This is a genomic window from Stenotrophomonas sp. (genome assembly GCF_036662295.1).
In the GTDB taxonomy this organism is placed as follows: Bacteria; Pseudomonadota; Gammaproteobacteria; order Xanthomonadales; family Xanthomonadaceae; genus Stenotrophomonas.
Genome location: NZ_JAVWXA010000062.1, coordinates 1 through 23,309, shown reverse-complemented (window position 1 = coordinate 23,309; position 23,309 = coordinate 1). Strand labels below are relative to the sequence as shown.

18 protein-coding genes and 2 pseudogenes are annotated in these 23,309 nt (G+C 64.4%); 17 read left to right on the top strand and 3 right to left on the bottom strand.

The window, feature by feature from the left end:
• Window positions 1-195 (bottom strand): annotated as a pseudogene (locus tag RSA25_RS12820) (hypothetical protein); the annotation flags it as partial.
• A 149-nt stretch (window positions 196-344) separates the two neighbouring features.
• Between RSA25_RS12820 and RSA25_RS12815 the strand changes: the two are divergent.
• A complete protein-coding gene (locus RSA25_RS12815; protein ID WP_332809248.1) occupies window positions 345-932 on the top strand; it encodes a DUF4124 domain-containing protein in 588 nt (195 codons plus the stop codon).
• Between the two features lie 141 nt (window positions 933-1,073).
• On the opposite strand, the gene RSA25_RS12810 is transcribed toward RSA25_RS12815, so the two are convergent.
• Together RSA25_RS12810 and RSA25_RS12805 are read right to left on the bottom strand one after the other, a co-directional pair.
• The gene (locus tag RSA25_RS12810) at window positions 1,074-2,732 is read right to left on the bottom strand and encodes a type IV secretory system conjugative DNA transfer family protein (protein WP_332809250.1); all 1,659 of its coding nucleotides are present in this window, start codon (window positions 2,730-2,732) and stop codon (window positions 1,074-1,076) included.
• A 108-nt stretch (window positions 2,733-2,840) separates the two neighbouring features.
• Window positions 2,841-3,506 (bottom strand): hypothetical protein, encoded by a 666-nt coding sequence (locus tag RSA25_RS12805; RefSeq protein WP_332809247.1) that lies wholly within the window; start codon window positions 3,504-3,506, stop codon window positions 2,841-2,843.
• Between the two features lie 579 nt (window positions 3,507-4,085).
• On the opposite strand from RSA25_RS12805, the gene RSA25_RS12800 reads away from it, so the two are divergent.
• From RSA25_RS12800 to RSA25_RS12725, 16 genes and pseudogenes are all read left to right on the top strand, one after another.
• Window positions 4,086-4,418: a hypothetical protein gene (locus RSA25_RS12800; protein ID WP_332809246.1), complete on the top strand. Its 333-nt coding sequence runs from the start codon at window positions 4,086-4,088 to the stop codon at window positions 4,416-4,418.
• A 14-nt stretch (window positions 4,419-4,432) separates the two neighbouring features.
• Window positions 4,433-5,419 carry a type IV secretion system protein gene (locus RSA25_RS12795; RefSeq protein WP_332809245.1) on the top strand — a complete coding sequence of 329 codons (987 nt, stop codon included), beginning with the start codon at window positions 4,433-4,435 and terminating at the stop codon, window positions 5,417-5,419.
• A gap of 8 nt (window positions 5,420-5,427) precedes the next feature.
• Window positions 5,428-6,192: a TrbG/VirB9 family P-type conjugative transfer protein gene (locus tag RSA25_RS12790; RefSeq protein WP_332809249.1), complete on the top strand. Its 765-nt coding sequence runs from the start codon at window positions 5,428-5,430 to the stop codon at window positions 6,190-6,192.
• On the top strand, window positions 6,189-7,397 hold the full coding sequence (locus RSA25_RS12785) for a TrbI/VirB10 family protein (protein WP_332809244.1): 1,209 nt from the start codon (window positions 6,189-6,191) through the stop codon (window positions 7,395-7,397). The genes RSA25_RS12790 and RSA25_RS12785 overlap by 4 nt, the downstream gene beginning before the upstream one ends.
• A gap of 14 nt (window positions 7,398-7,411) precedes the next feature.
• The gene (virB11, locus tag RSA25_RS12780) at window positions 7,412-8,449 is read left to right on the top strand and encodes a P-type DNA transfer ATPase VirB11 (RefSeq protein ID WP_332809243.1); all 1,038 of its coding nucleotides are present in this window, start codon (window positions 7,412-7,414) and stop codon (window positions 8,447-8,449) included.
• Window positions 8,450-8,534: 85 nt separating this feature from the next.
• A pseudogene (locus RSA25_RS12775) lies at window positions 8,535-9,005 on the top strand (lytic transglycosylase domain-containing protein); the annotation flags it as partial.
• A 584-nt stretch (window positions 9,006-9,589) separates the two neighbouring features.
• Window positions 9,590-9,964, top strand: coding sequence for a TrbC/VirB2 family protein (locus RSA25_RS12770; RefSeq protein ID WP_332809242.1), 375 nt, complete (start codon window positions 9,590-9,592; stop codon window positions 9,962-9,964).
• On the top strand, window positions 9,957-10,271 hold the full coding sequence (locus tag RSA25_RS12765; protein WP_332809241.1) for a VirB3 family type IV secretion system protein: 315 nt from the start codon (window positions 9,957-9,959) through the stop codon (window positions 10,269-10,271). Before RSA25_RS12770 ends, RSA25_RS12765 begins: the two co-directional genes overlap by 8 nt.
• 4 nt (window positions 10,272-10,275) lie before the next feature.
• The gene (locus tag RSA25_RS12760) at window positions 10,276-12,744 is read left to right on the top strand and encodes a VirB4 family type IV secretion/conjugal transfer ATPase (RefSeq protein WP_332809240.1); all 2,469 of its coding nucleotides are present in this window, start codon (window positions 10,276-10,278) and stop codon (window positions 12,742-12,744) included.
• A 55-nt stretch (window positions 12,745-12,799) separates the two neighbouring features.
• Window positions 12,800-13,564: a hypothetical protein gene (locus tag RSA25_RS12755; protein WP_332809239.1), complete on the top strand. Its 765-nt coding sequence runs from the start codon at window positions 12,800-12,802 to the stop codon at window positions 13,562-13,564.
• Window positions 13,565-13,582: 18 nt separating this feature from the next.
• Window positions 13,583-14,620: a type IV secretion system protein gene (locus RSA25_RS12750; RefSeq protein ID WP_332809238.1), complete on the top strand. Its 1,038-nt coding sequence runs from the start codon at window positions 13,583-13,585 to the stop codon at window positions 14,618-14,620.
• A 2,267-nt stretch (window positions 14,621-16,887) separates the two neighbouring features.
• Window positions 16,888-17,349 carry a DUF4189 domain-containing protein gene (locus tag RSA25_RS12745; RefSeq protein ID WP_332809237.1) on the top strand — a complete coding sequence of 154 codons (462 nt, stop codon included), beginning with the start codon at window positions 16,888-16,890 and terminating at the stop codon, window positions 17,347-17,349.
• Window positions 17,350-18,517: 1,168 nt separating this feature from the next.
• The gene (locus tag RSA25_RS12740) at window positions 18,518-19,099 is read left to right on the top strand and encodes a hypothetical protein (RefSeq protein ID WP_332809236.1); all 582 of its coding nucleotides are present in this window, start codon (window positions 18,518-18,520) and stop codon (window positions 19,097-19,099) included.
• The gene (locus RSA25_RS12735; protein WP_332809235.1) at window positions 19,096-20,304 is read left to right on the top strand and encodes a lipase; all 1,209 of its coding nucleotides are present in this window, start codon (window positions 19,096-19,098) and stop codon (window positions 20,302-20,304) included. Before RSA25_RS12740 ends, RSA25_RS12735 begins: the two co-directional genes overlap by 4 nt.
• 43 nt (window positions 20,305-20,347) lie before the next feature.
• Window positions 20,348-21,238 carry a hypothetical protein gene (locus RSA25_RS12730; protein WP_332809234.1) on the top strand — a complete coding sequence of 297 codons (891 nt, stop codon included), beginning with the start codon at window positions 20,348-20,350 and terminating at the stop codon, window positions 21,236-21,238.
• 96 nt (window positions 21,239-21,334) lie between these two features.
• Window positions 21,335-23,197, top strand: a complete 1,863-nt coding sequence (locus RSA25_RS12725; protein WP_332809233.1) for a peptidoglycan-binding protein — start codon at window positions 21,335-21,337, stop codon at window positions 23,195-23,197.
• Window positions 23,198-23,309: the final 112 nt, after the last annotated feature.

Genomic DNA, 23,309 nt, shown 5'->3' with positions numbered 1-23,309 from the left:
ATCCCTGGCCAGCAGCAGGTAACCGGGCGCGGCCGGGCCGGCCTTGGCAGGGGCGGCGGCTGGCACGAAGCGCAGGGGCGCGCGGCAGCCGCTGTCCTCGCAGAACAGCGCCGGCAGGGTCTGGGCGGCCGCGTGGCGCTGCTGCAGCCCGTCGATGCCGTGCACGCTGCCGTGCGAGCCGACGGCCCGGCGCATCCTGATTTCAGCCTTCATCGATGGTCACTGCGCCTGTGTTGAGCCGCACATGGTAGCCCCATCGCGCGCCGCCACCGGCCCGGACACTGGCAGCGCGGCCGCCGGTCAGGCAAGAATGGCCGCACCACAGGACGGAAAGGAGTACCGCCATGCACAACGCAATGCGGCTGGCCCTGGCACTGGCGTGCCTGGGTGGCGCACTGGCCGGGCAGGCCCACGCCCAGGTGTACAAATGCACCGGCAAGAACGGAGAGACGGTGTACGCGCAGAACCCCTGCGGCGCCGGCGCCAAGGAAGTCCAGCTCGGGTCCACCCGTGCCGCCACCCGCTCTTCCAGCGAGGTCGCCACGCGCCAGGCGGTGTTCCGCTCCACCGATCTGTCCGATGCGGCCATTGCCGAGCGCAACTGCACCGCCTCGGCCCGTTCGAACATCTATGGCCCCGTCGATGGTCGCATCGCCGGCTACCAGCGCCAGGTGGACGCGCTCAACCAGCAGTTGTCGGCCCCGCGCGAGAACCTGGCCAACGCCACCTATGATTCGGGCATTCGCGCGCAGGTGGCCAGCCTGCAGCAGTCGATCAGCGCCGAACGCCAGACCGCCGAGACCAGCCTGAATTCGTCACGCCAGCGCTGTGCCGACCAGCGTCGGGAACGTGAAGCGGCGATCGAGCGCAAGTACCAGGCCGAAGAGGAAGCCCAGCAGGCGGCAGCGCCCGCGCCGCCGGTGAAGCGCTGAGGCAAGGGCGCTGCAGCACGCAGCGCCCGGGTTGCGCCGGGCGCGTGCCGTACCGGCCCGGCATGCCGAGGCCCGCTCAGGCCCCGGCCTGCGGCGAAGGGGCGAGGGGGCGCGGCTGGCCTGCCAGTGGCCGGCGTTGGCTTACTGCAGGACCAGCGGCTTCACGTCGGCCTTGTCAAGCAGGCGCTTGGTGAAGTAGCTGTCCTTGTAGTACTTGATCTTGGCGCACAGCACCGGGTGCGGCAGGCCTTCGTACAGCACGATTTCCTTGTCCGGCCCCATCGCCTTGAGTTCCTGGGGCAGCATCAGCGCACGCCGCTCGAGCACTTCGTTGTCCGAGACCGAGCTGGACTGGCCATGCGAGCGGGTCCGCGAACGCCGCTGGACGGTGGTGTAGCCCAGCATTTCCGAATAGTCGTTGGCATCCTGCTGCTCGCGCGGGGCGTAGATGATCTGCAGCGCGTGGTTGGTGATGATCGTGCGCGACAGCTCCTTGCCGTACACCGCATCCAGCTGCGCCATCGACTGGATGATCGGCAGCAGGCGGATGTTGTAGCCGGCCATGTAGGACACCGCCTTGGAGATGATGTCCACGCGGCCGATCGAGGTGAATTCGTCCATCAGCAGCAGGCACTGGTGCTTGAGCGCCTTGTCGTTCTGCGGCAGCGTCTTGGTGTTGACGTTGATCAGCTGGCTGAAGAACAGGTTGACGATCAGGCGGCTCTCGGCAAGCTTGTTCGGCTGGATGCCCACGTAGATGGTCATGCGCTTGCGGCGCACGTCGTCCAGGCGGAAATCATCGCCGCTGGTGGCCGCATCCAGTACCGGGTTCAACCACGGATTGAGCGGCTCGCGGAAGGAGCCGATGATCGAGGCGAAGGTCACGTCCGCCTGCGACAGCAGGCCGGCGAAGGCGGTGCGCGCCTGCGCGCTCAGGAACGGCGCCTCGGCCATCTTCTGCAGGTACGGCTTGAGTTCGGTGCCATCGCCGGAGGACACCCGCAGCACCTGGCCCAGGGTCGGCTTGGGCGAGCCCGGCAGCGACTCGGCCTGCTCGAACAGGTACAGGGTGAAGGCGAGGAAGGCGTTGCGCGCCTGGCCGGTCCAGAACTTGTCCTTGTCATCGCCATCGGGGTACAGCATCGCGCCGATCGCCTGCAGGTCCGACACGCGGAACGCCGGGTCGTTGGAGACGTAGGTCAGCGCATTCCAGCGGTGAGAACGGCGGTCTTCGGCAAACGGGTTGAACAGGTAGATCTCATGGCCGATCGACTGGCGCCAGCCGGAGGTGAGGTCGAAGTTTTCCTGCTTGATGTCCAGCACCACCGCCGATTCGCGGTAGTCCAGCAGGTTGGGGATGACCACGCCCACGCCCTTGCCCGAGCGGGTCGGGGCGGCCAGGATGACGAACTGCTGGCCGGTCAGGCGCAACAGCTTGCCGTTCATCTGGCCCAGCACGATGCCGTCGTCCTTCTGCTTGAAGAAGCCCTTGCTGGCCAGGTCCATCATGCCGGCAAAGCGCGCCTTGCCGTGGATGTCGCTGTGGCTGCGCATCTTGTACATCATCACCGTGGCGGCCAGCCAGGCGATGAACATCAGCACGAAGGAAATGGCGCCGGCCGCCTTGATGCGTCCGGCATAGCGCATCACCTGCGGATGGTCCAGGTTCTTCACGTACTGGTAGTACGTGCCGAATTTGCTCGCGCCGGCATCCAGCCCCAGGAACAGCAGGGTCAGCACGCCGGAGAGGTACAGTGCCGCGATGGACAGGACCACCGCCAACACGACGGAGATGAGGATACGGGGGTTGTTCAAGGCGATTCCTTCGACTCGGACGTACGGGCTTTCTAAGCGGGCAGGGAGGATGCCACGCCGCCAGGCAGGCGGCGCGACGGGGTCACGTTTGGACTACTTGGCCTTGGGCGGGGCGCCGCTGCCATCGACCAGCAGATAGTCGTTGTTCTTGCTCCAGCGGCGCTGGTCGTCGGCCAGCTTCACGCAGGGCGTGCCGTCACACGAGGTGATCGACACCTGCTGCAGCGCCTCCAGCACCTGGGCATCCACCTGCGCGCGCTGGGCACGCTGCACGTTGTTCCAGGCGGTGTAGGCGGTGGCGCCGATGATCGCGGCCGACCCGAGCGCGATGGCGATCAGCGATTTCCACGCCAGGGCACGCATGCCGGCCGCGGCGGACACGTGCTCGCGCTGCAGCTGGTCGGCCAGCTGGCGCAGGCGGTCGCCGGATTCGGTGATCGCTTCCACGGCCGCCGGGATTTCCTGCGACAACACCTCGCGCACCGCGCTTTTCGCGCTCTGCGCCAGCTCGGCGCGGCCGGCGGCGACGCCTTGCCCCACCTCACCGGCCGCCTGGCGGAGCTCGGCGGCCGATTGCTTCTGGTCGGCGACGGCCTTTTCACACTGTTGCGTCAGGTGTCCCGCAAGCAATGCGGAATTGGTGACGAACTCTTCCATCCTTGTCTGATCCACTACACACCTGTCGAAGTCAGGGAGGCCCTGCGGGCGGGAGACGCATGTTGCCAGAATCGTATGACGAACGCCGAATTTGATGCTCATCACATCTCGTAAGAATTTCCTTACAGTATTCAGTGCTTGTTCGCACTTCGTTCGCATGGCATATTGCCATTTCGATTGAAGCTGTCTCTCAGATTTTTGAGATGTGAATTGTTCTTCACGCAACGCCCTTCACATTTCGGACTTGAACGACTCGTATCCTTCCGCCGTGCAGGTACAGTCTAGCTTCGTTGGGGAATGAAGCGTTTGCTTCGTGGTCGTTGCAGTCGAACGTGTAGTCGGAAAAGGAATTTCCAGATGATAGATGTCAAACGGGGAAGCAATAGCGGGCAGTGGTCCGCCAGGAACCTTTCAGGGCGTGGGAACCCTGTCCGGCCGCGCTTGTGCGGCATACATCAGACTGAAATCCAGTAGTGGTACGTACTGCTTGCTCCCTTCGGGGGGTGTCGGGCAGCGATCTGCTGCATTCAAAAAAAACTCGTCTACGGTGACTTCGTGAACTGCAGTAAGCCGAATAGAAATGTGATGGCCGTCGCATTACTCTCCCTGACCACCCTGCTTGCCGGGTGCGCAACGCCGCCGGCCTCCGAGCCGCGTGGCAAGTGGATGCCGGTCAACCGAATGTCCGAAACTACCCTGGCCATTCCCCTCAACCAGTCCTACGTCTACCAGGCCGCGCCGGTCGACCGCACCCTCAAGGGGCTGGTCACGCGTTGGGCCAAGGACACCGGGCTGACCCTGTCCTACCAGCACCCCAACGACTACACCCTGTACGGGCCGGTCGCCAAGATCCGCACCTCCAGTGCCGGTGAAGCGGCGGCGGCGCTGTCGGCGGCGTATGCGCCGCAGGGCGTGGTGATCACCGTGGACAACACCCGCATCACCGTCAGCGTGGCGGCGGCGTCCACTGCGGGGGCAGCGGGGGCTTCGGCCGCCGATGCCACCGACCTGTAGTCGGGGCAGCACGCATGTTCGGTAAAAAGAACACCAACTCGCCCGAGATCGACAAGGCCATCTCCCAGGGGGTGAACTTCGAGATCACCCTGGCCGAGCGGTCCCGTCGCAGCGAGCGGCGTGCCTGGATGGTGGCCTGGAGCGCCATCCTGATGTCGCTGCTGCTGGCCGGTGGCTACTTCCTGTTCCTGCCGTTGAAGGAAAAGGTGCCGTACCTGGTCATGGCCGATCCGTACACCGGTACGGCCTCGGTCGCGCGCCTGACCGGCAACTTCGCCGACCGCGACGTCACCGCCGAAGAAGCCATCAACAAGAGCAACGTGGCGCAGTTCATCCTGGCCCGCGAGTCCTACGACTCGGGTCTGGTGGGCCAGCGCAACTGGCGCACCACCCTGTCCATGGCCGGCCCGGCGGTGTCCCCGGCCTACATGGGGCTGCACGCCGAGACCAACCCCGAGCGCCCGTTCCGCCTGTACGGTGCCTCGCGTTCGGTCAACGTGCGCATCCTCAGCATCGTGCTGATCGGCGGCGGGGAAGGGCGTGGCCCGACCGGCGCCACCGTCCGTTTCCAGCGCACCGTGTATGACAAGGGCAACGGTCGTAGCCAGCCGCTGGACAGCAAGATCGCCACGATGGAATACACCTACGACAAGAACCTGCGCCTGAGCGACGAGGACCGTCTGGTCAACCCGCTGGGCTTCCGCGTGACCAACTATCGCGTGGACAACGATTTCGCGCCGACCCCGACCGCACCGGCGGCCGTGGCCTACCGTCCTGATGCCAGCGCCGCCGCACCGGCCCAGGCCGACCCGGCCGCCGCCCAGCTCGCCTATCCGGGCGCTGCACCGGCACCAGGTGCTGTCCCGGGCGCCGTCCCGGGTGCCGTTCCCGGCGCCATGCCCGGCGTCGCGCCTGGCCAGGATCCCAATGCTGCCGGGCTGCCACCGATGCCGGCCGAACAGATGAACGCACAGAGTCAACAAGGGGGAGTTGTACGATGAGTAGCCCGATGCAGGCATTCCTGCGCGGCGGCCTGGCTCTGCTGATGATCGCGGGCCTGGCGCTGCCAGCCTCGGCCAAGGTCGTGGAAGAGTACGAGTACGGCGCCGACAAGGTGTACACCGTGCGCACCGGCCTGGGGATCACCACCCAGATCGAGCTGAGCCCGCACGAAGAGATCCTGGACTACAGCAGCGGCTTCGGCGGCGGCTGGGAGATCAGCCGGCGCGAGAACGTGTTCTATCTCAAGCCCAAGAACGTGGACGTGGACACCAACCTGATGGTGCGCACCGCGGCCCATTCCTACATCTTCGAACTGAAGGTGGTGGCCACCAACTGGCGGGCCCTGGAAGACGCCAAGTCCTCCGGCGTGCAGTACAAGGTGCGCTTCACCTATCCGGCCGACACCCTGTTTGCCGTGCAGGAAGAGAAGAAGGAAGACGAAGCCTTCTCCGAGCTGAGCACCGAAGTGGTGCCCGGTCGCGACTACTACTACAACTACGATTACACCTACCGCAAGCGCCAGCCCACCTGGCTGGTGCCGGCCTCGGTGTATGACGATCGTCGCTTCACCTACCTTCGCATGGGCGACCGTTCGCGCTTCCCCAGCGGTAATTTCCCCGCGGTGTTTGCCCGTGACAGCAAGACGGGCGAGGAGTTCATCGTCAACTCCACCATCGAAGGGGACACCATCGTGGTGCACGGCACCTACGCCTATCTCGTCGTGCGGCACGGCGACAATGCAATCGCCCTGCGCAGGAGGCCGGAGCTGTGAATCAGATTCCTCCCAACGAGCATGACCACGAGCCCGTACCGGCTGGCGCCCCGTCGCCGGCGCAGGAGCCGTATGTCAACCCGTATACCCGTCGCGGCCAGGGTGCCGAGCCGGACCTGGATGGCGAATCGCCGTACCTGCGTGCCGACGACGTCCAGCGCCTGAACCGCAAGGCCCTGGCCTTCCTGGCCGCCATCGTGCTGGCCCTGGGCGCCCTGGCCATCTGGATCTTCTCCGGTGGCCTGTCGTCCAAGGACGAAGCGGTCAAGAAGGCCCCCAGCGCACAGGTGGTCATCCCGGCCGCACCGCGCGATCTGCCCGACCTGCCGCCGGAGCAGCCGATTGCCCAGGCCCCGCAGATGGTCGAGCAGCTGCCGCCGTTGCCGGTGGTGGACGACTCGCCGGAACCGATGCTGATGGGCGATGTCGGCCCGCGTCAGCCGACCCCGATGTCGCTGCTGGAGCGTCGCATGCTGGACGCCGGCGCTGCCCAGGCCGCTGCGGAGAACGCGGGCGACATGGGCCCGCAGTACCCGATGATGCCGGGCATGCCCGGTGCACAGCCGGCCGCCCCGCCGCGTCGCGCCGCCGATGGCCCGACCAGCGCCCAGCCGCTGTACAAGCCGAGCACGCTGCTGCTGCGCGGTACCTACATCCGCTGCGTGCTGCAGTCCCGCGTGATCTCCGACTTCCCCGGTTACACCTCGTGCATCGTCACCGAGCCGGTGTATTCGGTGGATGGCAAGCGCCTGCTGCTGCCGCGTGGGTCGAAGATCCAGGGCTCCTACGGCGGTGATGACATCCTCGGTGACCGCGTGGCCATCGTCTGGGATCGCATCACCACCCCGACCGGCCTGGACGTCAACATGAAGAGCCCGGGCGTGGACAACCTCGGTTCGGCGGGCAACCCCGGCTACTACAACGCACATTGGGGCCAGCGCATCGCGTCCTCGTTGCTGATCAGCATCCTGGCTGACGCGTTCAAGTACGCCGCGGCCGAGAACGGTCCGGAGACCTCGACCTACGTCAACGGTGCCGTCGTGCAGAACCCGTACGAAAGCGCCACCGCGCGCACCATGGAGCGCATGGCCAACGTGGCCATGGAGCGCAACATGGCGCGCCCGGCCACCGTGACGATCAACCAGGGCACGATCGTGAACGTCTACGTCTCCCGCGACGTCGATTTCTCGGCCGTGATCCGCTGAGTGATGGCAAGGTAATGAGCAGCGAATCGGCCACCGTCGCGAAGGTCTCCAACGACTTCCTGGATTACCAGTACCACATACTGGGAATCGGCGAGCACATGCAGTCTTCGGATGTGACCGAAATCTGCATCAACCGCCCGGGCGAGTTGTACCTGGAAACCCGCGACGGCTGGCACCGGGCTGAAGCGCCCACGCTCACCTACGAGCGTGCGCGCCAGTTCTGCACCACGGTGGTCAACGAGAGCAACACCGGCCAGCGCATCACCGATGCCGACCCGATGGTCTCGTTGACCTTCCCGACCGGGCAGCGTGCCCAGTTCGTGATCCCGCCCGCCTGCGATTCGGGGCGGGTCTCGATCACCATCCGTATGCCGGCGCGCTTCGGCAAGTCGCTGGAGCAGTACGAGGACGACGGCTTCTTCAGCGAGATCCTCGAACAGGCGCCCACGCTGAGCGACCACGACCGCGAACTGGTCGAGCTGCGCGCCCAGCGCGATTACGCCACCTTCTTCAAGAAGGCGGTGCAGTACCACAAGAACATCGTCGTCTCCGGCGCGACCGGTAGCGGCAAGACCACCTTCATGAAGTCGCTGGTCAACCACATCGGCCACCAGGAGCGGCTGGTCACCATCGAAGATGCGCGCGAGCTGTTCCTGGCGCAGCCCAACGTGGTCCACCTGCTGTATTCCAAGGGCGGGCAGAGCGCCAGCAACATCACCGCCAAGTCGTGCATGGAAGCGTGCCTGCGCATGAAGCCGGACCGCATCATCCTGGCCGAGCTGCGCGGCGATGAGTCGTTCTACTTCATCCGCAACTGCGCCTCCGGCCACCCCGGCTCGATCACCAGTTGCCACGCCGGCAGCACTTCCCAGACCTGGGACCAGCTGGCGTTGATGGTCAAGGCCTCCAACGAGGGGTCCGGCCTGGAGTTCGAGGTCATCAAGCGCCTGCTGAAGCTCACCATCGACGTGGTGGTGCACATCAAGGCGCATGCCGGCCGTCGTTTCATCACCGGGATCGACTTCGACCCCACCCGAGGGCTCGCCGAATGAACGGTCTGCAATCCACCGTCTTCGCCGGGCACGTGTTCGTGTTGCGCGCCATCGCCGCGCGCACCGCTGGAAGGAGGGATGCCTGATGTTGCCAGGTCTGGAATTGGCCGCCTGCACCGAGCTGGCCGTGCCGGCAGAGGTCATGCACCACGTGGTGCGCGTGGAATCCTCTTTCAATCCCTACGCCATCGGCGTGGTCGGTGGCCGTCTGGCCCGCCAGCCCAAGAGCCTGGGCGAGGCGCTGTCCACCACCAGGATGCTCGAGCGCGAGGGCTACAACTTCTCGCTCGGCCTGGCCCAGGTCAACCGCTACAACCTGCAGAAGCAGGGCCTGGACAGCTATGAAAAGGCCTTCGGGGTCTGCCCGAACCTGCAGGCCGGTTCGCGCATCCTGGCCGAGTGCTACAGCCGCTCCAAGCAGGACTGGGGCAAGGCCTTCAGTTGCTACTACTCGGGCAATTTCACCACCGGCTACCGGCACGGCTACGTGGACAAGGTGATGACCTCCTGGCGCGGCTCGGTCGCCGCCGCCGGCGGCAGCCCCATCCCGGTGATCCGCAACCGCGGCGGCAGCGCCCCGGTGACCCGCATCCAGGTGCCGGTGGAAAACACCGCCAGCCGCGTGCTGCGCCGGATCGAAGAGGCCGCGCTGAGTGGCGCCGGCGCCGCCCCGGCCAGCCGCACCTCCGGCTTCTCCACCGCCGCCAGCCAGGCGTATCCGCAGTCGCAGGCCAGTGGGGTCTATCCGACCTCCCAGGCCGCCGGCGTCTATCCCACCTCCAGCGCGCAGTCGGTATATCCGGCTGCCGCCGTGCCCGCACGACGGATGGGGCAGGGGGGCTCCGGTCCGGAGGCGGCGCTGCAGGCCATCGCGGCCGGCGCCCAGGGCTCGGAGGATTCACCGGTCCTGCTCCAACCCATGGGTGCGCCCCCGGTTTCACAGCCGTCGGCCGCCTCTCCCGCTACGCTGCCCTCAGGGGCGGCGGGGCGACGCTCTCCGACATCGAACCAGGCGCCGGCCGCGGGAGTCCCCGAAAGGGATGCCGCGTTCGTGTTCTAGTTCGACGTCGACTCCGGCCGATGCCCGGCCATGTAGTAAAGCGCAGTTCTCTCCTTCCACAACCACGGGGACTTCAACCCATGAAGACCGAAGCAAAGCGTAACTTCTCCTCCATCGCCCGCCGCGTTTCCTCGGCCACCGCCGCCGTCAGCCTGTTCGCGCTGCCGATGATCGCCATGGCCCAGGACGGTACCGGTGCCACCGGCAGCGTCACCAAGTTCTTCGACAACGTCAACGCGCTGCTCAACGTCGCCTCGATCGCGGTCGTCACCATCGCGGTGATCTTCGCCGGTTACCAGATCGCCTTCGCCCACAAGCGCATCGCCGACGTGGCCCCGGTCCTGATCGGTGGCTTCCTGATCGGTGCCGCTGCCCAGATCGCCAAGATGCTGCTCCCGGACGACGTGACCAAGGCCGCCATGGTCGTTGCGGAAACCCTGATGCAGTATGCATAAGAACGCGTTATTTCGCGGTTGCACGCGCCCGGCCATGTTCATGGGCGTGCCGTACCTGCCTTTTGCCATGGCAGCGGGCGCGTGCATTCTTCTTACGTTCTACATCGACATGTTCTGTCTGCTGCTGTTGCCCGTGGTGATCATGGTCATGCGGCAGATGGCACGTCGGGACGAAATGATCTTCCGCCTGCTCGGACTGCGCCTGCAGTTCCGGTCCAAGGTACGGAACATCAAGCACCATAACGGCATGTGGGTGTTCACACCCAACAGCTACCGCAAGTCGCTCGAAGAATCCTCCACGGACTAGTCCAATGCTGGCCCCAGATACCCCGATCGCCGATTTCATTCCGCTTTCCTCGCACGTCTCACCGACGGTCGTCAAAACGACCGGCGGCGATTTCCTGATCATCTGGCGCCTGGATGGGTTGCCGTTTGTCGGGCGTGAGGAATGGGAGTTGGAGCACAAGCACAACACCTTCAACCGGATGTTGCAGACCCTGCGTGCGCCTGATTTTGTGAACGTCGCATTCTGGGTCCATGACATCCGTCGGCGGGGCAAGGTCGAGCTGCGCAGCTCGTACAAGCATGTCTTCAACCAGCAGCTGTCGGATGAGTATTTCCGTCGGCTCAGCTCCGAGAAGATCATGCAGAACGAGCTGTACCTGACGATGCTGTATCGGCCGATCGTGTCGGGCAAGAAGTTCGTCGAGAAGTCGACGAACATCGAGCGCCTGCAGTCCGAGCAGGATCAGTCGGTAGGCAAGATCATGGAGCTGGCCGGCAACGTGGAAGCGGTGCTGAAGGACTATGCACCGGTCCAGTTGGGCATGTACGAGGAAAAGAACGGCGTGGTGTTCTCGGAGGTGCTGAGTTTCCTCGGCTACCTGTTGAACCGGGTCGATGAGCCGGTGCCCGTCCTGCGGGCACCGGTTTACGACTACCTGCCGGTGTCGCGCCACATGTTCTCCGCCCGCTCGGGCGATTTCGTGATCAACGCACCCGGTGGCAAGAACCACTACGGCGCGATCCTGAACATCAAGGAATACACCGACGCCACCTATCCCGGCATCCTCAACAATCTGAAGTACCTGGATTTCGAGTATGTCATCACCCATTCCTTCAGCCCGATGGGCCGACAGGATGCGCTCAAGATCCTCGAGCGCACCAAGGGCATGATGATCTCCTCCGGCGACAAGGCGGTCAGCCAGATCTCGGAAATGGATTACGCCATGGACCAGGTGGCGTCCGGCAACTTCGTGCTGGGCGAGTACCACTTCATCCTGGCGCTGTATGCCGAGGACCAGAAGTCGCTGGCGGTCAATCTCGCCACCGCGCGCGCCGAGCTGTCCAACGCCGGTTTCGTGTCGGCCAAGGAAGACCTGGCGGTCTGCTCCTCCTTCTATTCGCAGTTGCCGGGCAACTGGAAGTACCGCACCCGCGTGGCCAATGTCAGTTCGTTGAACTTCCTGGGCCTGTCGCCGCTGCACAACTTCGCTACCGGCAAGCGCGACAACAACCCGTGGGGCCAGTGCCTGACCGTGCTGCAGACCACCAACGGGCAGCCGTACTACTTCAATTTCCACGCCACCCACCCGGCCGAGAATTCGCTGGGTGAGAAGGCCATCGGCAACACCATGGTGATCGGCAAGTCCGGTACCGGTAAGACGGCGTTGATCAACTTCCTGCTCAGCCAGGTGCAGAAGTACGACCCGTCGCCCACCATCTTCTTCTTCGACAAGGACCGCGGCGCGGAGATCTTCGTGCGCGCCTGCGGCGGCAACTACCTGGCCCTGGACAACGGCGAGCCCACCGGCTTCAACCCGTTCCAGTGCGAGAACACCGACGCCAACGTCCAGTTCCTGGGCGACCTGGTCAAGGAGCTGGCCGGCAAGGTCACCTACTCGGCACGCGAGGAAGAAGACATCTTCCGCGCCGTGGAGAGCATGCTGGACATGCCCATGCAGTTCCGGACCATGACCAACTTCCAGAAGAGCCTGCCCAACATGGGCGACGATGGCCTGTATGCGCGCATGCGCAAGTGGACCAACGGCAACACGCTCGGCTGGGTGTTTGACAACCCGGTGGACATCATCGACCTGGAAAAGGCCAACATCATCGGCTTCGATTACACCAACGTAATCGACAACGTCGAGGTGCGCGTGCCGGTCATCAACTACCTCCTGCATCGCCTGGAGGAGCTGATCGACGGCCGCCCGCTCATCTACGTCATGGACGAATTCTGGAAGATCCTCGACGGCGGTGGCGCGCTGAAGGACTTCGCCAAGAACAAGCAGAAGACCATCCGTAAGCAGAACGGCCTGGGCATCTTCGCCACGCAGAGCCCGGAGGATGCGCTGGCCAGCGACATCTCCGCCGCGCTGATCGAGCAGACCGCCACGCTGATCCTGCTGCCCAACCCCAATGCATCCCGCGAGGAATACATGGAGGGGCTGAAGCTGACCGAAGCCGAGTTCGAGGTGGTGGTCAAGCTCGACGAGCGCTCACGCAGCTTCCTGGTCAAGCAGGGCCACGGCTCCACCGTCTGCCAGCTCAACCTGCGCGGCATGGACGACGCCCTGGCGGTGATCTCGGCCAGTACGGACAACATCGAAATCATGGATCGGATCGTCAGCGAACAGGCCGAACGGCTTGAAGTTGACCGCTCCGATCTGACCCCGGAGCAATGGTTGGAAGCGTTCTATGCAAATCGCAAGGGATCCGGCCGCGGCGGCAGTGAGCGCAAGGAAGGATCCGAGCGCAGACGGGCCGTAACGCGCTGATATCCCGGTATGCATTGGCTGTAAAACCCAGATCAGAGACTAGTGGAGGTGGATCATGGCATCCCAGGCAACTCGTAATCGCAAGACCGCGCTGAACTTCGACCACGCGTGGGCCCGCATGTTCGGCAACGCTCCGGTGCTGCCGAAGGCCAACCGGTGGATCGTCCTGTCGCTGGCCATCGCCTCGCTGATGGGCGCCGGCGTGGCGATGGCGGCGTGGGAGGTCAACGACTCCAAGACGCAGCGCAAGCTGGATGACAGGCTTGGCAAGGACGGCACCGTCACTGGCCAGCTCAAGGACATCAACACCAAGCTCAACATGAGCCGCCGTCAGAGTGATCAGACGCCGGCGATGGTGGCCGAGCCGACCGGCGATGAGAAGCTGGACAAGACCAAGCCGGGTGCGACGGTGATGTCGCTGGAGAGCCTGTGCGTCAAGGGCGCCGATACCCAGCTGGCCAAGCACCAGCTGGAACTGTGCCAGGAGATGGCGAAGACGGAGCTGGCCAAGTATCGCTTCTCCATGCGCATGTTCGAGCGCTCCAAGGAAAACTACGATCGCCTGAAGCAGATCCAGGATCGCCGTCGGCAGCTGTCTGCCACCGACTACGCCAATCTTGAGTACAACACCAACGAACTGTTGGCACTCACCGCGTTGATGGACAACGATCGCGATCGTTACCAGACCTACATGGCCGCCTACGATGCCCGGGTGCAGCATATCCAGAACACCCAGATTGCCCTGACGCGCAATGCGCTCAAGGGCGGCGGCAGTGGCGGGTTGTCGGGCATTCTCAGCGGCGCGGCGTCGGCGTTCTAACAGGGATCGGGGAAATTTATGCTGCTCTTCGCTATGCCATTCGACCCGTCTGGCTTTGTCCAGTGGGCGTTCTTCGCTGGTCTCTTCGAGCTGGTGAACGGCGAGATCGAGTCGTTCCAGGGCGACATGCTCGGCCGCGCCACCAGCTGGGTCAGCGGCGTCTCGCTGACCTTGCTCACCCTCTGGGTGCTGATGCAGGGCTTCATGATCATCACCGGTCGCAGCCGTGAATCGCTGATGTCCCTGGTCGTGGGCTCGCTGCGTGCGTTCCTGATCGTCATCGCCGCCACGTCGATGTCGTTCGCGGGCACCAATGTGACCAAGTTCCTGACCGATTCGCTCCCGCAGGAAATCCACAAGGTGGTGACCGGCAAGAACGACAAGGTGGAAGACGCGATCGATGAAAACCTGAAGATCATGGGTTTCATCTTCACGCTGATGGATGCGTTGCCGACCGTCAGGGACCAGGAGAACACGGACAAGCAGGCCAGCACCACCGCTTTGATCGGTGTGGGTATCGCCGGTCCTTCGGTGATCGGCGGCGCCATGCTGCTGCTGTACAAGATCGGTCTGGTGCTGTTCGTTGGCTTTGCGCCGATCTTCATCCTGTGCCTGCTGTTTGACCAGACCAAGGAATTGTTCAAGCGCTGGTTGATGTACGGCATTGGCACCATGTTCTCGATGGCGGTGCTGTCGTTCATGGTGTCTGTAGCAACCAAAGTGGTCGCGATGTCCGCCGCTTTGATGATTGCCGCGTACTATGCCGCTTCCAACCCCGACTCTGTGGTCGGAGGGGTAATGGGCGCATTGGGCTTCGGTCAGGGCATCAGCTCCGCTGCGGTGCAGCAGGGCGGGGTTGGCCTGCTGATGTCGGTGCTGATGGTCATGTCTCCGCCGATGGCGGCGATGTTCTTCAACGGCACCCTGGGTTCATTTGCGGCTAACTCTAGCTTCGGTAACTTGGGTCGTAACAGCACTGGCCAGAAGTCTGACTTCCAGCAAGATTTTGTCGGTTCCGACAAGCTCGGAAAGGGAAAGCAGCAAGGAATTCCGTAAGTGCTGCGTTCTAACGTGAGAGTTAAGGCCATCAACAATTGATACGGGTGAGCGCCATGAGAATCGCAGTTTCACTTTTCGGTTTGGCGGTAGCGTTTGGCGGCGCCGGATTCGCGTCGGCGCAGCAGCCCCAGCCCGGTTCAACTGCATACAATAGCGTTTACCTCCCTGCACACGGGGTGGGCGATACCAAACGCCCGAATTCAGTTCGTTGGGGGGCTTTGGCTAGAACGGACAAGGGAGCCTTAGGCTGGACAGTTGATGGTGAATCAGAGGACGACGCCAGGGAGAGGGCGTTGAAGGAGTGTGCCTCCCATTCTGGCGATGCATGCAGGGTGGTATTTACGTACTTCAACGGTTGTGCGGTTTTCGCTGCGGGTCCCAACGCGAGCACCTGGTCAAGTGCGGGCGGCAAGAGCTTGGCATGGCACCGGAAAGAGGCTCTGAAGGATTGCGGAAGTGGATGCACCGTTCGCCGCGAAGGATGCGCTTTGCCGGGTCGATGATGGGCCCGGTGCTCCCCGGGGTGATTGCTCCGATGTCTTTCTTCAGGTTGAGGGGCCAGTTAGGTCCTAGGCGACTGAGAATCGATAAGCCGGCCAAGAGGGCGTCCGGCGAGCGTTTTGTGGATCGAGCACGATAGGTCGGCATAAACACTCAAGTTCTTCCAGCTCATGAGGCCGTTGGGCAGTACACGATTTCGGCCTGTTGGGAAGCACTTGCGCTCGAGAAGGGGCGGTAGTTGGGGCTGGAAAGATGACGCTAGTGGTAAGGAAGAGGGGGAGGCGGGTGCCCTTTAGCTCTGAAAATCCGGTTGCGGTCTTGGTTGCGAGGTCGCGGGATCATTTAAAGACTCCTGCGCGGCCTTGGCGGCAGGGACAGGTATGCATGGCGCGTCCTTTAGAGCTCATGCTGGACAGAGCCGCTCCAAGACCAGAAGAGAAGCCATCAAACTCTGCGGCGTAGCGGACCGTGAGATTATCCGCGAAGGTTGCAGCGTGCCAAAGCGTTGAGAGTTGATGCTCGAGAGTCGGCGTAGAGCCATTGTGTGCTGTCGCTTCCTTGAGTCTCAACGCAAATGGCTTTGCAGGCTGCGTAGCCGCCCAACAGCCTGGCTCGTTCACTGCAACGCCCAAGTGCATCCGGATCCTCGTGTCGGTGCGAGGAGCGCCGGCCAGTTGGATCTCGATGGCGCGGCTGCCGTTCACGACATGTCGCGCTGCGAAGGCGGTCGCAGTCTCTTCAGTTGTCATGATGGCGGTTGACTGCGTGCCCATAAGCCCTAATTCCTCGGGCGTAGTTCCGTCTGGTCTCCTTGGCTTCGGTCAGGTCTCGGGTTCCGCAGCGATACGGCAGGAAGGCAGGGCTCGCTGAGGCGTTTAGCAATCAGCGAAGTGGAAGGTTCGCTCAGCACAGCGTGCGGAGCGGGGGCCAGACCCGTGCGACGACGTTGACCGAGTGCCGTGCCAAGAGGGGTGGCCACTGCTTACGACGTGATCGCCAATGCCTGCGCATGCTTGCCAACGGCCGCCACGGTCACGCCATCGCTGATGCGCCGCCTGCCAAACGCATCCTGGTGGGAGCAAGCGCGCTAGGAGCGACGGGTATGCTTGAGATCCGTTACCCTTTCGTTTTCTATAGTGCGCTACGCATCAGCCGCGTTCTACGCGCAAATAGGGAGAGCTCCAATGCAGAGTACGTACAAGGGTAAGGTTTTGGCATTTGTTGCACTGGCCTCCATAGCTACCATCGCAAATGCGCAGCAGCCAGGCTCTGTTGAGTACAACACCGTCTTTCTTCCAGCACATGGTGTCGGTGATACGGTGCGAGCGTCCCCGCGCGATCGCTGGGGGCGCTTGCTTCCGGCGACGGTAAGATTCTCGGATTTGTCGTTGGCACTAAAGGAAAGGCCGAGGCAGAGGATGTGGCGCTGGAGGATTGCGCGGCCAACGGCGGAAAGAATTGCAAAGTAATAACGACGTTTGTCAACGCTTGCCTGGCTGTTGCAGCCAAACCCGGCAAGGCAAAGTGGGTAAGCGATGATTACAGTTCGCGTGTTTTAAACGCGATCAAGGCGGAGGCCATGGAAGATTGCGGATCGGATTGCGAGATCGTTCGCCAAGGTTGCGCGGAACCGGCGCGGCGATAGGCTGTTCGTGTTCCCATCCTTTGTTCGCTTATCCGTCGAACCTGGACAAGTGTTCTCAGACGTAGTTCGCCTGTCTCGGATATAGTGCCGAAAGCCCTTGGGTCGAGGCATTGAGTGAATGAAAGCCATCGTGATGATGAAACGTTTCTTCCTGGCCGCAACAGTAGTCCTCTGCGGGCTGTCAACGCCCGCGGTTGCGCAGCAGGCGGGTACAGCTGATTACAACAGGGTCTACTTGCCGGGTCATGGCGTTGGAGACACTGTTTCCGGGAGGATCTTCTGGGGTGCAATAGCGTTTGGGGACGAGCGTAAGACGATTGGGTTTGCTTTGAATCAGCCTAACAGGCGAGCTGCAGTGAAGGCGGCGCTCCGCGAGTGCTCTGCCAATGGAGGGCGAAAGTGTGTGCCCGATCTCACGTTCTACAATGCGTGCGCCGTCATTGCCATGGGCCCGGGCCGTACCAAGGCAATCAGCAACGACGCTGAGACGCAGACGCTGGAATCGCTTCGAGAGGAGGTCATGGATGATTGTGGCAGCGACTGCAGGATTGTTCGGCAAGGGTGCGCTACAGGGCAGTGACGGGGCATAGGATCAGGCGCAGTCACGCGATCAACGCGAATGGAGTGGCAAATTGCATCTAAAGTCAGCGTTGGCAGGGATGTTGCTCTGCTGCGGAAGTCCGGCCATGGCGCAGCAGCCGGGAACTGTCCAATACAACACAGTCCTTCTGCCTGCACACGGCGCAGGCGACACTCAACGGGCAGGCGCGACTCGCTGGGGGGCGCTGGCCAGGACCAGTGGTGGAGCCCTCGGCTGGACGGTCGATGGCGAGTCGAAGGAAGGTGCAGAAGGTCGAGCGCTCACGGAATGTGCCTCAATCAGCGTCGAACCTTGCCGCGTCGTCTTTACGTTTTTCAATGGCTGCGCAGTGTTTGCGGCCAGTCCTCAGGCGAGCACATGGTCCAGTGCTGGGCGCAAGAGCCTGGAGTGGCATAGAAAGGCCGCGCTGAAAGAATGCGGCAGCGGATGCACCGTTCGACGCGAAGGATGCGCGCTGCCGAAGCGTTAGGGCTGCCTTCCGTTTGATGTAATGTCGCGCTGAGCGCGAGACCCCGCCTGTGAATCACCGGGCGGCCGAGCAGCGCTGGCGTGGCAACCGACCCCGCGATGACCCCACGGCCTTCACATCCCCCGCGCTACAAGGGCTTGGCCTCACGCACTGGCATGGGGTAAGCTCGGATCTCAACACGAAGGCGGGGCCTGGCCCCGATGCACTTTCGAATTGACCGCCCTGTAAAAGACTCAAGGATTGAGTCCGGTTGACGTTCAACGGCCCCCTCGGCCGTCACTCACCTATGGAGCCAATGATGGCTGTTACACGCGTGACTGGGGATTATCTTGACCCCGCTGCCGAGACTCGGCCCCGCCGCCCTCGCCGCAATCTGCTGCAACCATCACATTTTCACCTGCCCGCTACGCGGGATGATTGGCGCTGCATGGCGCCGTTTGGGGACGGCGATGTGCCTTTCCCTTCGCGTAACCCACCAGATTCCCGGCTGTCTGCTAGCGGGACAGAGCGCGTACGCGACGTAATGTCATCACAAGGTAATCACGCCTCGCCATGACTATGCCGATCATCGAGAAATCGCCACGATCCTCGCGCCTGCGCATGCAGCAGTTTGCCGTGGCCTGCGCGCTGATCCTTCCCATCGCTGCCTGTACCGGGCAAAACAAGACGGCCGTCCCCATGAATGCATCGCTGCAGACCTCCAATGACACGCCGCCGCTGCGCACGCTCAATCCGGCCCCCCAACGCGCCTTCGAGGTGCGGGTGACGCTGGACGGTGCGCCCGGTCCGTTCGCCACCGCCAGCGCGGTGGCCCAGTACGACGTCACCAACGAAGCCGAGTGCGGCCAGAAGGATGAACTGGCCGGCGTGTTCCTGAGCATCACCAGCAATGAGACGGTCGCACTGAAGCGCGTGTCCGATACCGAATATGCCGGGGTGGTGTACGTGGACGGCATCGTCGACGAGGACTATTACGGCCGGGGCGTCTGCCATTGGGCGCTGACCGAGGCGCGCGTGGTGCTGCAGGCCGGCAAGGATGCGGCCGACACGCGTTTTGTCGCCGATCTGCCAGCGGCCTCCGTCCTGGGGCAGGGCAGCCGCACCCGCTACTTCTGGAACGGTTACTACCCACGTGCCGAGATGGCCGGGTTCCGTGAGTTCGGCAACGCCGACCTCGCCTCCGCGCAGGGTCGTCAGGCCGAGGACCAGCGCGAGGCATTCTTCAGCGTCACGCTGGCGGCCAGGGAGATGACCCCATGACGGTTCCCTCACAGGAGTACGCGGGGCTGGCAGCCCATTCCTACCAGGATCTCAAGGTAGGCCGGCGCGGCCCGGACGATGAGGAAAAAGTCGTCATCGAGGGCACCCAGTACCGGGTCATCGAGCACGCCAACAATCCGCGCACCGGTTACCAGGGCACGATCTACCAGAAGGTGGATTCCGGTGAGATGGTGGTGGCGCACCGCGGCACCGAAGAGGTCTGGAAAGACGGCATCGTGGCCGACGGCTCGATGGTGCTGGCGCGCACCAATCCGCAGGCCGACGACGCGGTGGCCTTGACCGGCCGGGCGCTGCAGTACGCGCGCACCTACAGCAGCGTCAATCCGCCGGAAGTGACCGTGACCGGGCATTCGCTGGGCGGCACGCTGGCCCAGGTGAGCGCGCATCACTACGACCTGCGCGGGGAGACCTTCAATGCGTACGGCGCGGCCAGCCTGGATCGGCGCGTTCCCGAGGGCCCCAACGACCGCATCGTGAACCATGTGATGGCCGCCGACGTGGTCAGCGCCGCGAGTGGCCACTACGGGCAGGTGCGGACCTACGCGACGGAGCAGGAAATCAAGGTGCTGCACCAGTCGGGGTATTTCGAGAACCGGTTCGTGGACTTCCTCACGCCCGATCTGCCGGTGGTGGCGGCCGCGCGCTCGCTGGGCTCGCACAGCATGCACAACTTCCTGCCCGTCGATGGCGATGGCAAGCCGGACCGCTCGGTGCTGCAGGACCCGGCCGCTGCCGAGCGCGCTTACGACTCGCGGCACGCGATCGACAACTATCGTGGCGATGTGCAGACGCTGCGCCGCGGGTTGACGATGGGGGTGCGTGGCCCCGTCGGCCTGATCGAGGATGCGGTGGACCACATGCGCGGGCCGCTGCCGGCCGGCGAGCCGGCGCGCGCGCAGCAGGCACGCGAGGCGCATGGCACCGGCGGCGCGGTGTCCTTCGCCGCGCCCGAAGCTGCGGAGCCGATTCGCGTGGAGACCCCGCACGACCATGCGGCGCGGCTGCTGGAGGGCGCGCGGGCGGGCAATCCCGATGAGCTGCGCGCGGCCACCGCCAGCCTGCAGAATTCCGAGGCCGGCCTGGCCTGGCAGCAGCGTGTGGAGGCCCAGACGCAGGCGATCAGCCAGCGCGAGGCGGCCCCGCAGGCAGCCCCGCCGGTACAGGACGCGGGTCGCTTCGCATGAGGCTGACCGGGCCGGGCAGGGTGCACCGATCGATGGAGGATGCATGAAAAAGGCAAAATTGGCGCTGTCGGCGATGGTGGTTGTTATGCTTGCCGGGTGCGGCCAGCAGGACGGCAACGCGGCGGCACGTGCGTCGAAGGCGGCTGTCGGAGCACAGCCCGCCGTGGAACATCAAAAGGACCAAGGTATGACTGCGCTCAAGCCGCCCTCTCCCGATAGCATTCTGTATCTGATCTACCAGCGTGACGGCGATGGGGCGTTCACGTATGAAGTGGATGGCGGGGTCATCGTGAGTTACTGGTACGGCCTGGCCTTCGATCTGAAGGGCAAGCATTACTTCACCGGTTTCACCACCGGCACCGAGGGCGAGGAAGGCCCCGGTTCGGAGGGCGGGATGGAGGAGCCGGGGCACGTGGCCATCGGCCAGGCCACCTTCGTGCAGGGCGGCGATGCCGCCAAGCCGACCTGGTCGCAACTGGAGACCGACGGCTACGTGGGCGAGTTTGGCGCCAACGACCAGGGCGATCCGGTCGATACCACGCGCAAGGCGCAGTACGAGGCGACCGAGGATGGCCGGCTGGTGCTGGCGGTGCCGACGCGGCGCTTCGCCGATGGCGTGGCAACGGCCTCCTTCGCGCTGTTCCTGTTCGACCCGGACAATGTGGACGCGCTGTCGTTCCGTCGCTGGGGCTACCTGGGCTCGATCGCGGCCGGCAGCGATAATTCGGCCGCCTGCGACGAGGGCCAGGTGATGCCCTGCGCGGTGAGCACCGGCACGCTGGCCTTTGGCCCGCCATCGGCCTCGGGGTTGCCTGTGCTGACCGTGGCGCTGGCCGGCAAGGAAATTGCCGGCCCCGGCAAGCTGCGCGAGCTTGGGCCGACCGATGGCCTGACCTATACTTTTAACGCGAAGGCGGGGCGTTACCAGCCCTGATAAACTTTCGAGTTGACCGCTCTGTAAATGACTCATGGATCGAGTCCGGTTGACGTCCTGCGGCCCCGTGGCCGCACTTCATCTGAGGAGCCAATGATGGCCAGCACCAACGACAGAGGCGAGATTCTCGATGTCATCGAGCGTCAGGCAGAGCGCAGTGGGATTCCGCGTGAGGATTTCCTGCGGTTTGCCTATATCGAAACCGGCGGCAACTTCAATGCCACCGCACACAATACCGGCAGCGGTGCCAAGGGCCTGTTCCAGTTCGTCCCGAGCACGGCCGCCGAATTCGGCCTGACCGGGCGCGAGTTCGATCCGGCCGCCAACACCGAGGCGGCCGCCTCGCTGTATGCGCGCAACCGCACCCAGATCACCGACCGCCAGGCGCAGACCGGCCATGCGTTCCTGTCCGGGGCCGACCAGCCCAACGGGCTGGACATGTACCTGGCCCACCAGCAGGGCGGCGGCGGGTATGCCTCCATCCAGCGCGCCATCGCCACCGGCGAATTCTCACGCGACGACACCCGCAACAACATCCTGGGCAACGTCAGCTCGCGCGATTTCGAACGGGTCACCGGCCAGCCGTTTGCCTCGATCCGTGACATGAACGATCGCGACCTGGCGACCTCTTTCACCCAATACTGGAACACCAAGTACGCCGCCATCGAGATTGCCGACCGCGGCATCACCGCCTCGGCACCGGCGCCGGCCGCCCGCGCCGCGGCAGTGGCCGCGCCGCTGGCCGACGGCGTGCTGCAGCGGGGTGAGCGTGGCGAGGACGTGCGGGCCCTGCAGGAATCGCTGAACCAGATGGGGTTCCGTGACGCCCAGGGCAACGCGCTGGAGACCACCAGCGGGATCTATGGCCAGCACACCCAGGAAGCAGTCCGTAGCTTCCAGGCGGCCAATGCGCTGGCACCCAGCGGCAACGCCGATGCGGCGACCCGCGAAGCGCTGGCCGCCCAGCAGGCGCAGCCGGCGAGCGGGCGCAATCGCCCGGCCGAGCCCGAGACCCGGCGCGAGGCCGGCATCGCCTGGCCAGCGCCGGGCAATGACCGCATCAACGAGGCTGACAAGCCGCGCGAGGGGCGTGGCGAGTTCGGCACCGCGCGCAGCGGCGGGCGCACCCACGGTGGTATCGATATCCAGGGGGAGGTCGGCGACCCGATCGCGGCGTTCGCCGGTGGCACGGTAACGGTCACGCCGAACAATCGGGCCGCAGGCAATACCGTGCGGATCACCCACGACGACGGCTCGGTCACCAAGTACTTCCATCTGGACAAGATCCAGGTCAGCAACGGCGACCGGGTGGAGGCGGGCCAGCAGATCGCGACCATGGGGCGTACCGGCAATACGCCGGCCCAGGGCGATACCCATCTGCACTTCGAACTGTGGCGCGATGGCCGCAAGGTCGACCCGCTGCCCGAGCTGCGCGGCAGCGACCGTGGCGCCAGCGCCGAAGCGCCCGCGCGCGCGGCGGCCGGCGAACGGCCGGCCACCTTGCGCGTCGGGGCCCATGGCGCCGGCGTAAGCGCGCTGCAGGACCAGCTCAATACGCTGGGCTACAAGGATGCGGCCGGCAAGGCGCTGGCCAGCGACGGCCACTTCGGCCCGGCCACCCGCGATGCCCTGCTGGGCCTGCAGCGGGCGGAGGGGATCAAGGCAGACGGTATCGCTGGACCGGAGACATGGGGCAAACTATCCGAACTGGCCCGTGGTGCCGACAAGGCCGGGGACAGCCGGTCGGGCGCGGCGGAAGGGCATGCACCGACCACCGGGTCGTCCAGCTTTGTCGAGCGGATGTTCGCGGCGGTGCGCAATCCGGAAAGTGGCTCGGTGCAGAAGGTCATCGATGACTTCGCCTCGACGATGAAGAGCCCGCAGTGGGAGTCGCCGGCTCCGCCGATGGAGCAGGTCAACCCGGACCCTGGCAAGGGCACCCCGGACCCGCAGCGGTAAGCAGGGCGCGCCTGGCCGGCAGATAGGCCGGCCAGGGCGCGATACGTCGGTTTGGGGACCGGCGGAGCAGGTGAGGGCAGCCGTAACGTAGTCGGCTTGATCATCCAACCAA

Bases quoted from the DNA above. Each gene is read 5' to 3' on its own strand.
- RSA25_RS12770 (WP_332809242.1), top strand. From the start codon at position 9,590: ATGAAGACCGAAGCAAAGCGTAACTTCTCCTCCATCGCCCGCCGCGTT.
- RSA25_RS12790 (WP_332809249.1), top strand. From the start codon at position 5,428: ATGCAGGCATTCCTGCGCGGCGGCCTGGCTCTGCTGATGATCGCGGGC.
- RSA25_RS12755 (WP_332809239.1), top strand. From the start codon at position 12,800: ATGGCATCCCAGGCAACTCGTAATCGCAAGACCGCGCTGAACTTCGAC.
- RSA25_RS12740 (WP_332809236.1), top strand. From the start codon at position 18,518: ATGAATGCATCGCTGCAGACCTCCAATGACACGCCGCCGCTGCGCACG.
- virB11 (WP_332809243.1), top strand. From the start codon at position 7,412: ATGAGCAGCGAATCGGCCACCGTCGCGAAGGTCTCCAACGACTTCCTG.
- RSA25_RS12750 (WP_332809238.1), top strand. From the start codon at position 13,583: ATGCTGCTCTTCGCTATGCCATTCGACCCGTCTGGCTTTGTCCAGTGG.
- RSA25_RS12765 (WP_332809241.1), top strand. From the start codon at position 9,957: ATGCATAAGAACGCGTTATTTCGCGGTTGCACGCGCCCGGCCATGTTC.
- RSA25_RS12730 (WP_332809234.1), top strand. From the start codon at position 20,348: ATGAAAAAGGCAAAATTGGCGCTGTCGGCGATGGTGGTTGTTATGCTT.
- RSA25_RS12760 (WP_332809240.1), top strand. From the start codon at position 10,276: ATGCTGGCCCCAGATACCCCGATCGCCGATTTCATTCCGCTTTCCTCG.
- RSA25_RS12735 (WP_332809235.1), top strand. From the start codon at position 19,096: ATGACGGTTCCCTCACAGGAGTACGCGGGGCTGGCAGCCCATTCCTAC.
- RSA25_RS12725 (WP_332809233.1), top strand. From the start codon at position 21,335: ATGGCCAGCACCAACGACAGAGGCGAGATTCTCGATGTCATCGAGCGT.
- RSA25_RS12800 (WP_332809246.1), top strand. From the start codon at position 4,086: ATGTCCGAAACTACCCTGGCCATTCCCCTCAACCAGTCCTACGTCTAC.
- RSA25_RS12815 (WP_332809248.1), top strand. From the start codon at position 345: ATGCACAACGCAATGCGGCTGGCCCTGGCACTGGCGTGCCTGGGTGGC.
- RSA25_RS12745 (WP_332809237.1), top strand. From the start codon at position 16,888: ATGAAAGCCATCGTGATGATGAAACGTTTCTTCCTGGCCGCAACAGTA.
- RSA25_RS12795 (WP_332809245.1), top strand. From the start codon at position 4,433: ATGTTCGGTAAAAAGAACACCAACTCGCCCGAGATCGACAAGGCCATC.
- RSA25_RS12805 (WP_332809247.1), bottom strand. From the start codon at position 3,506: ATGAGCATCAAATTCGGCGTTCGTCATACGATTCTGGCAACATGCGTC.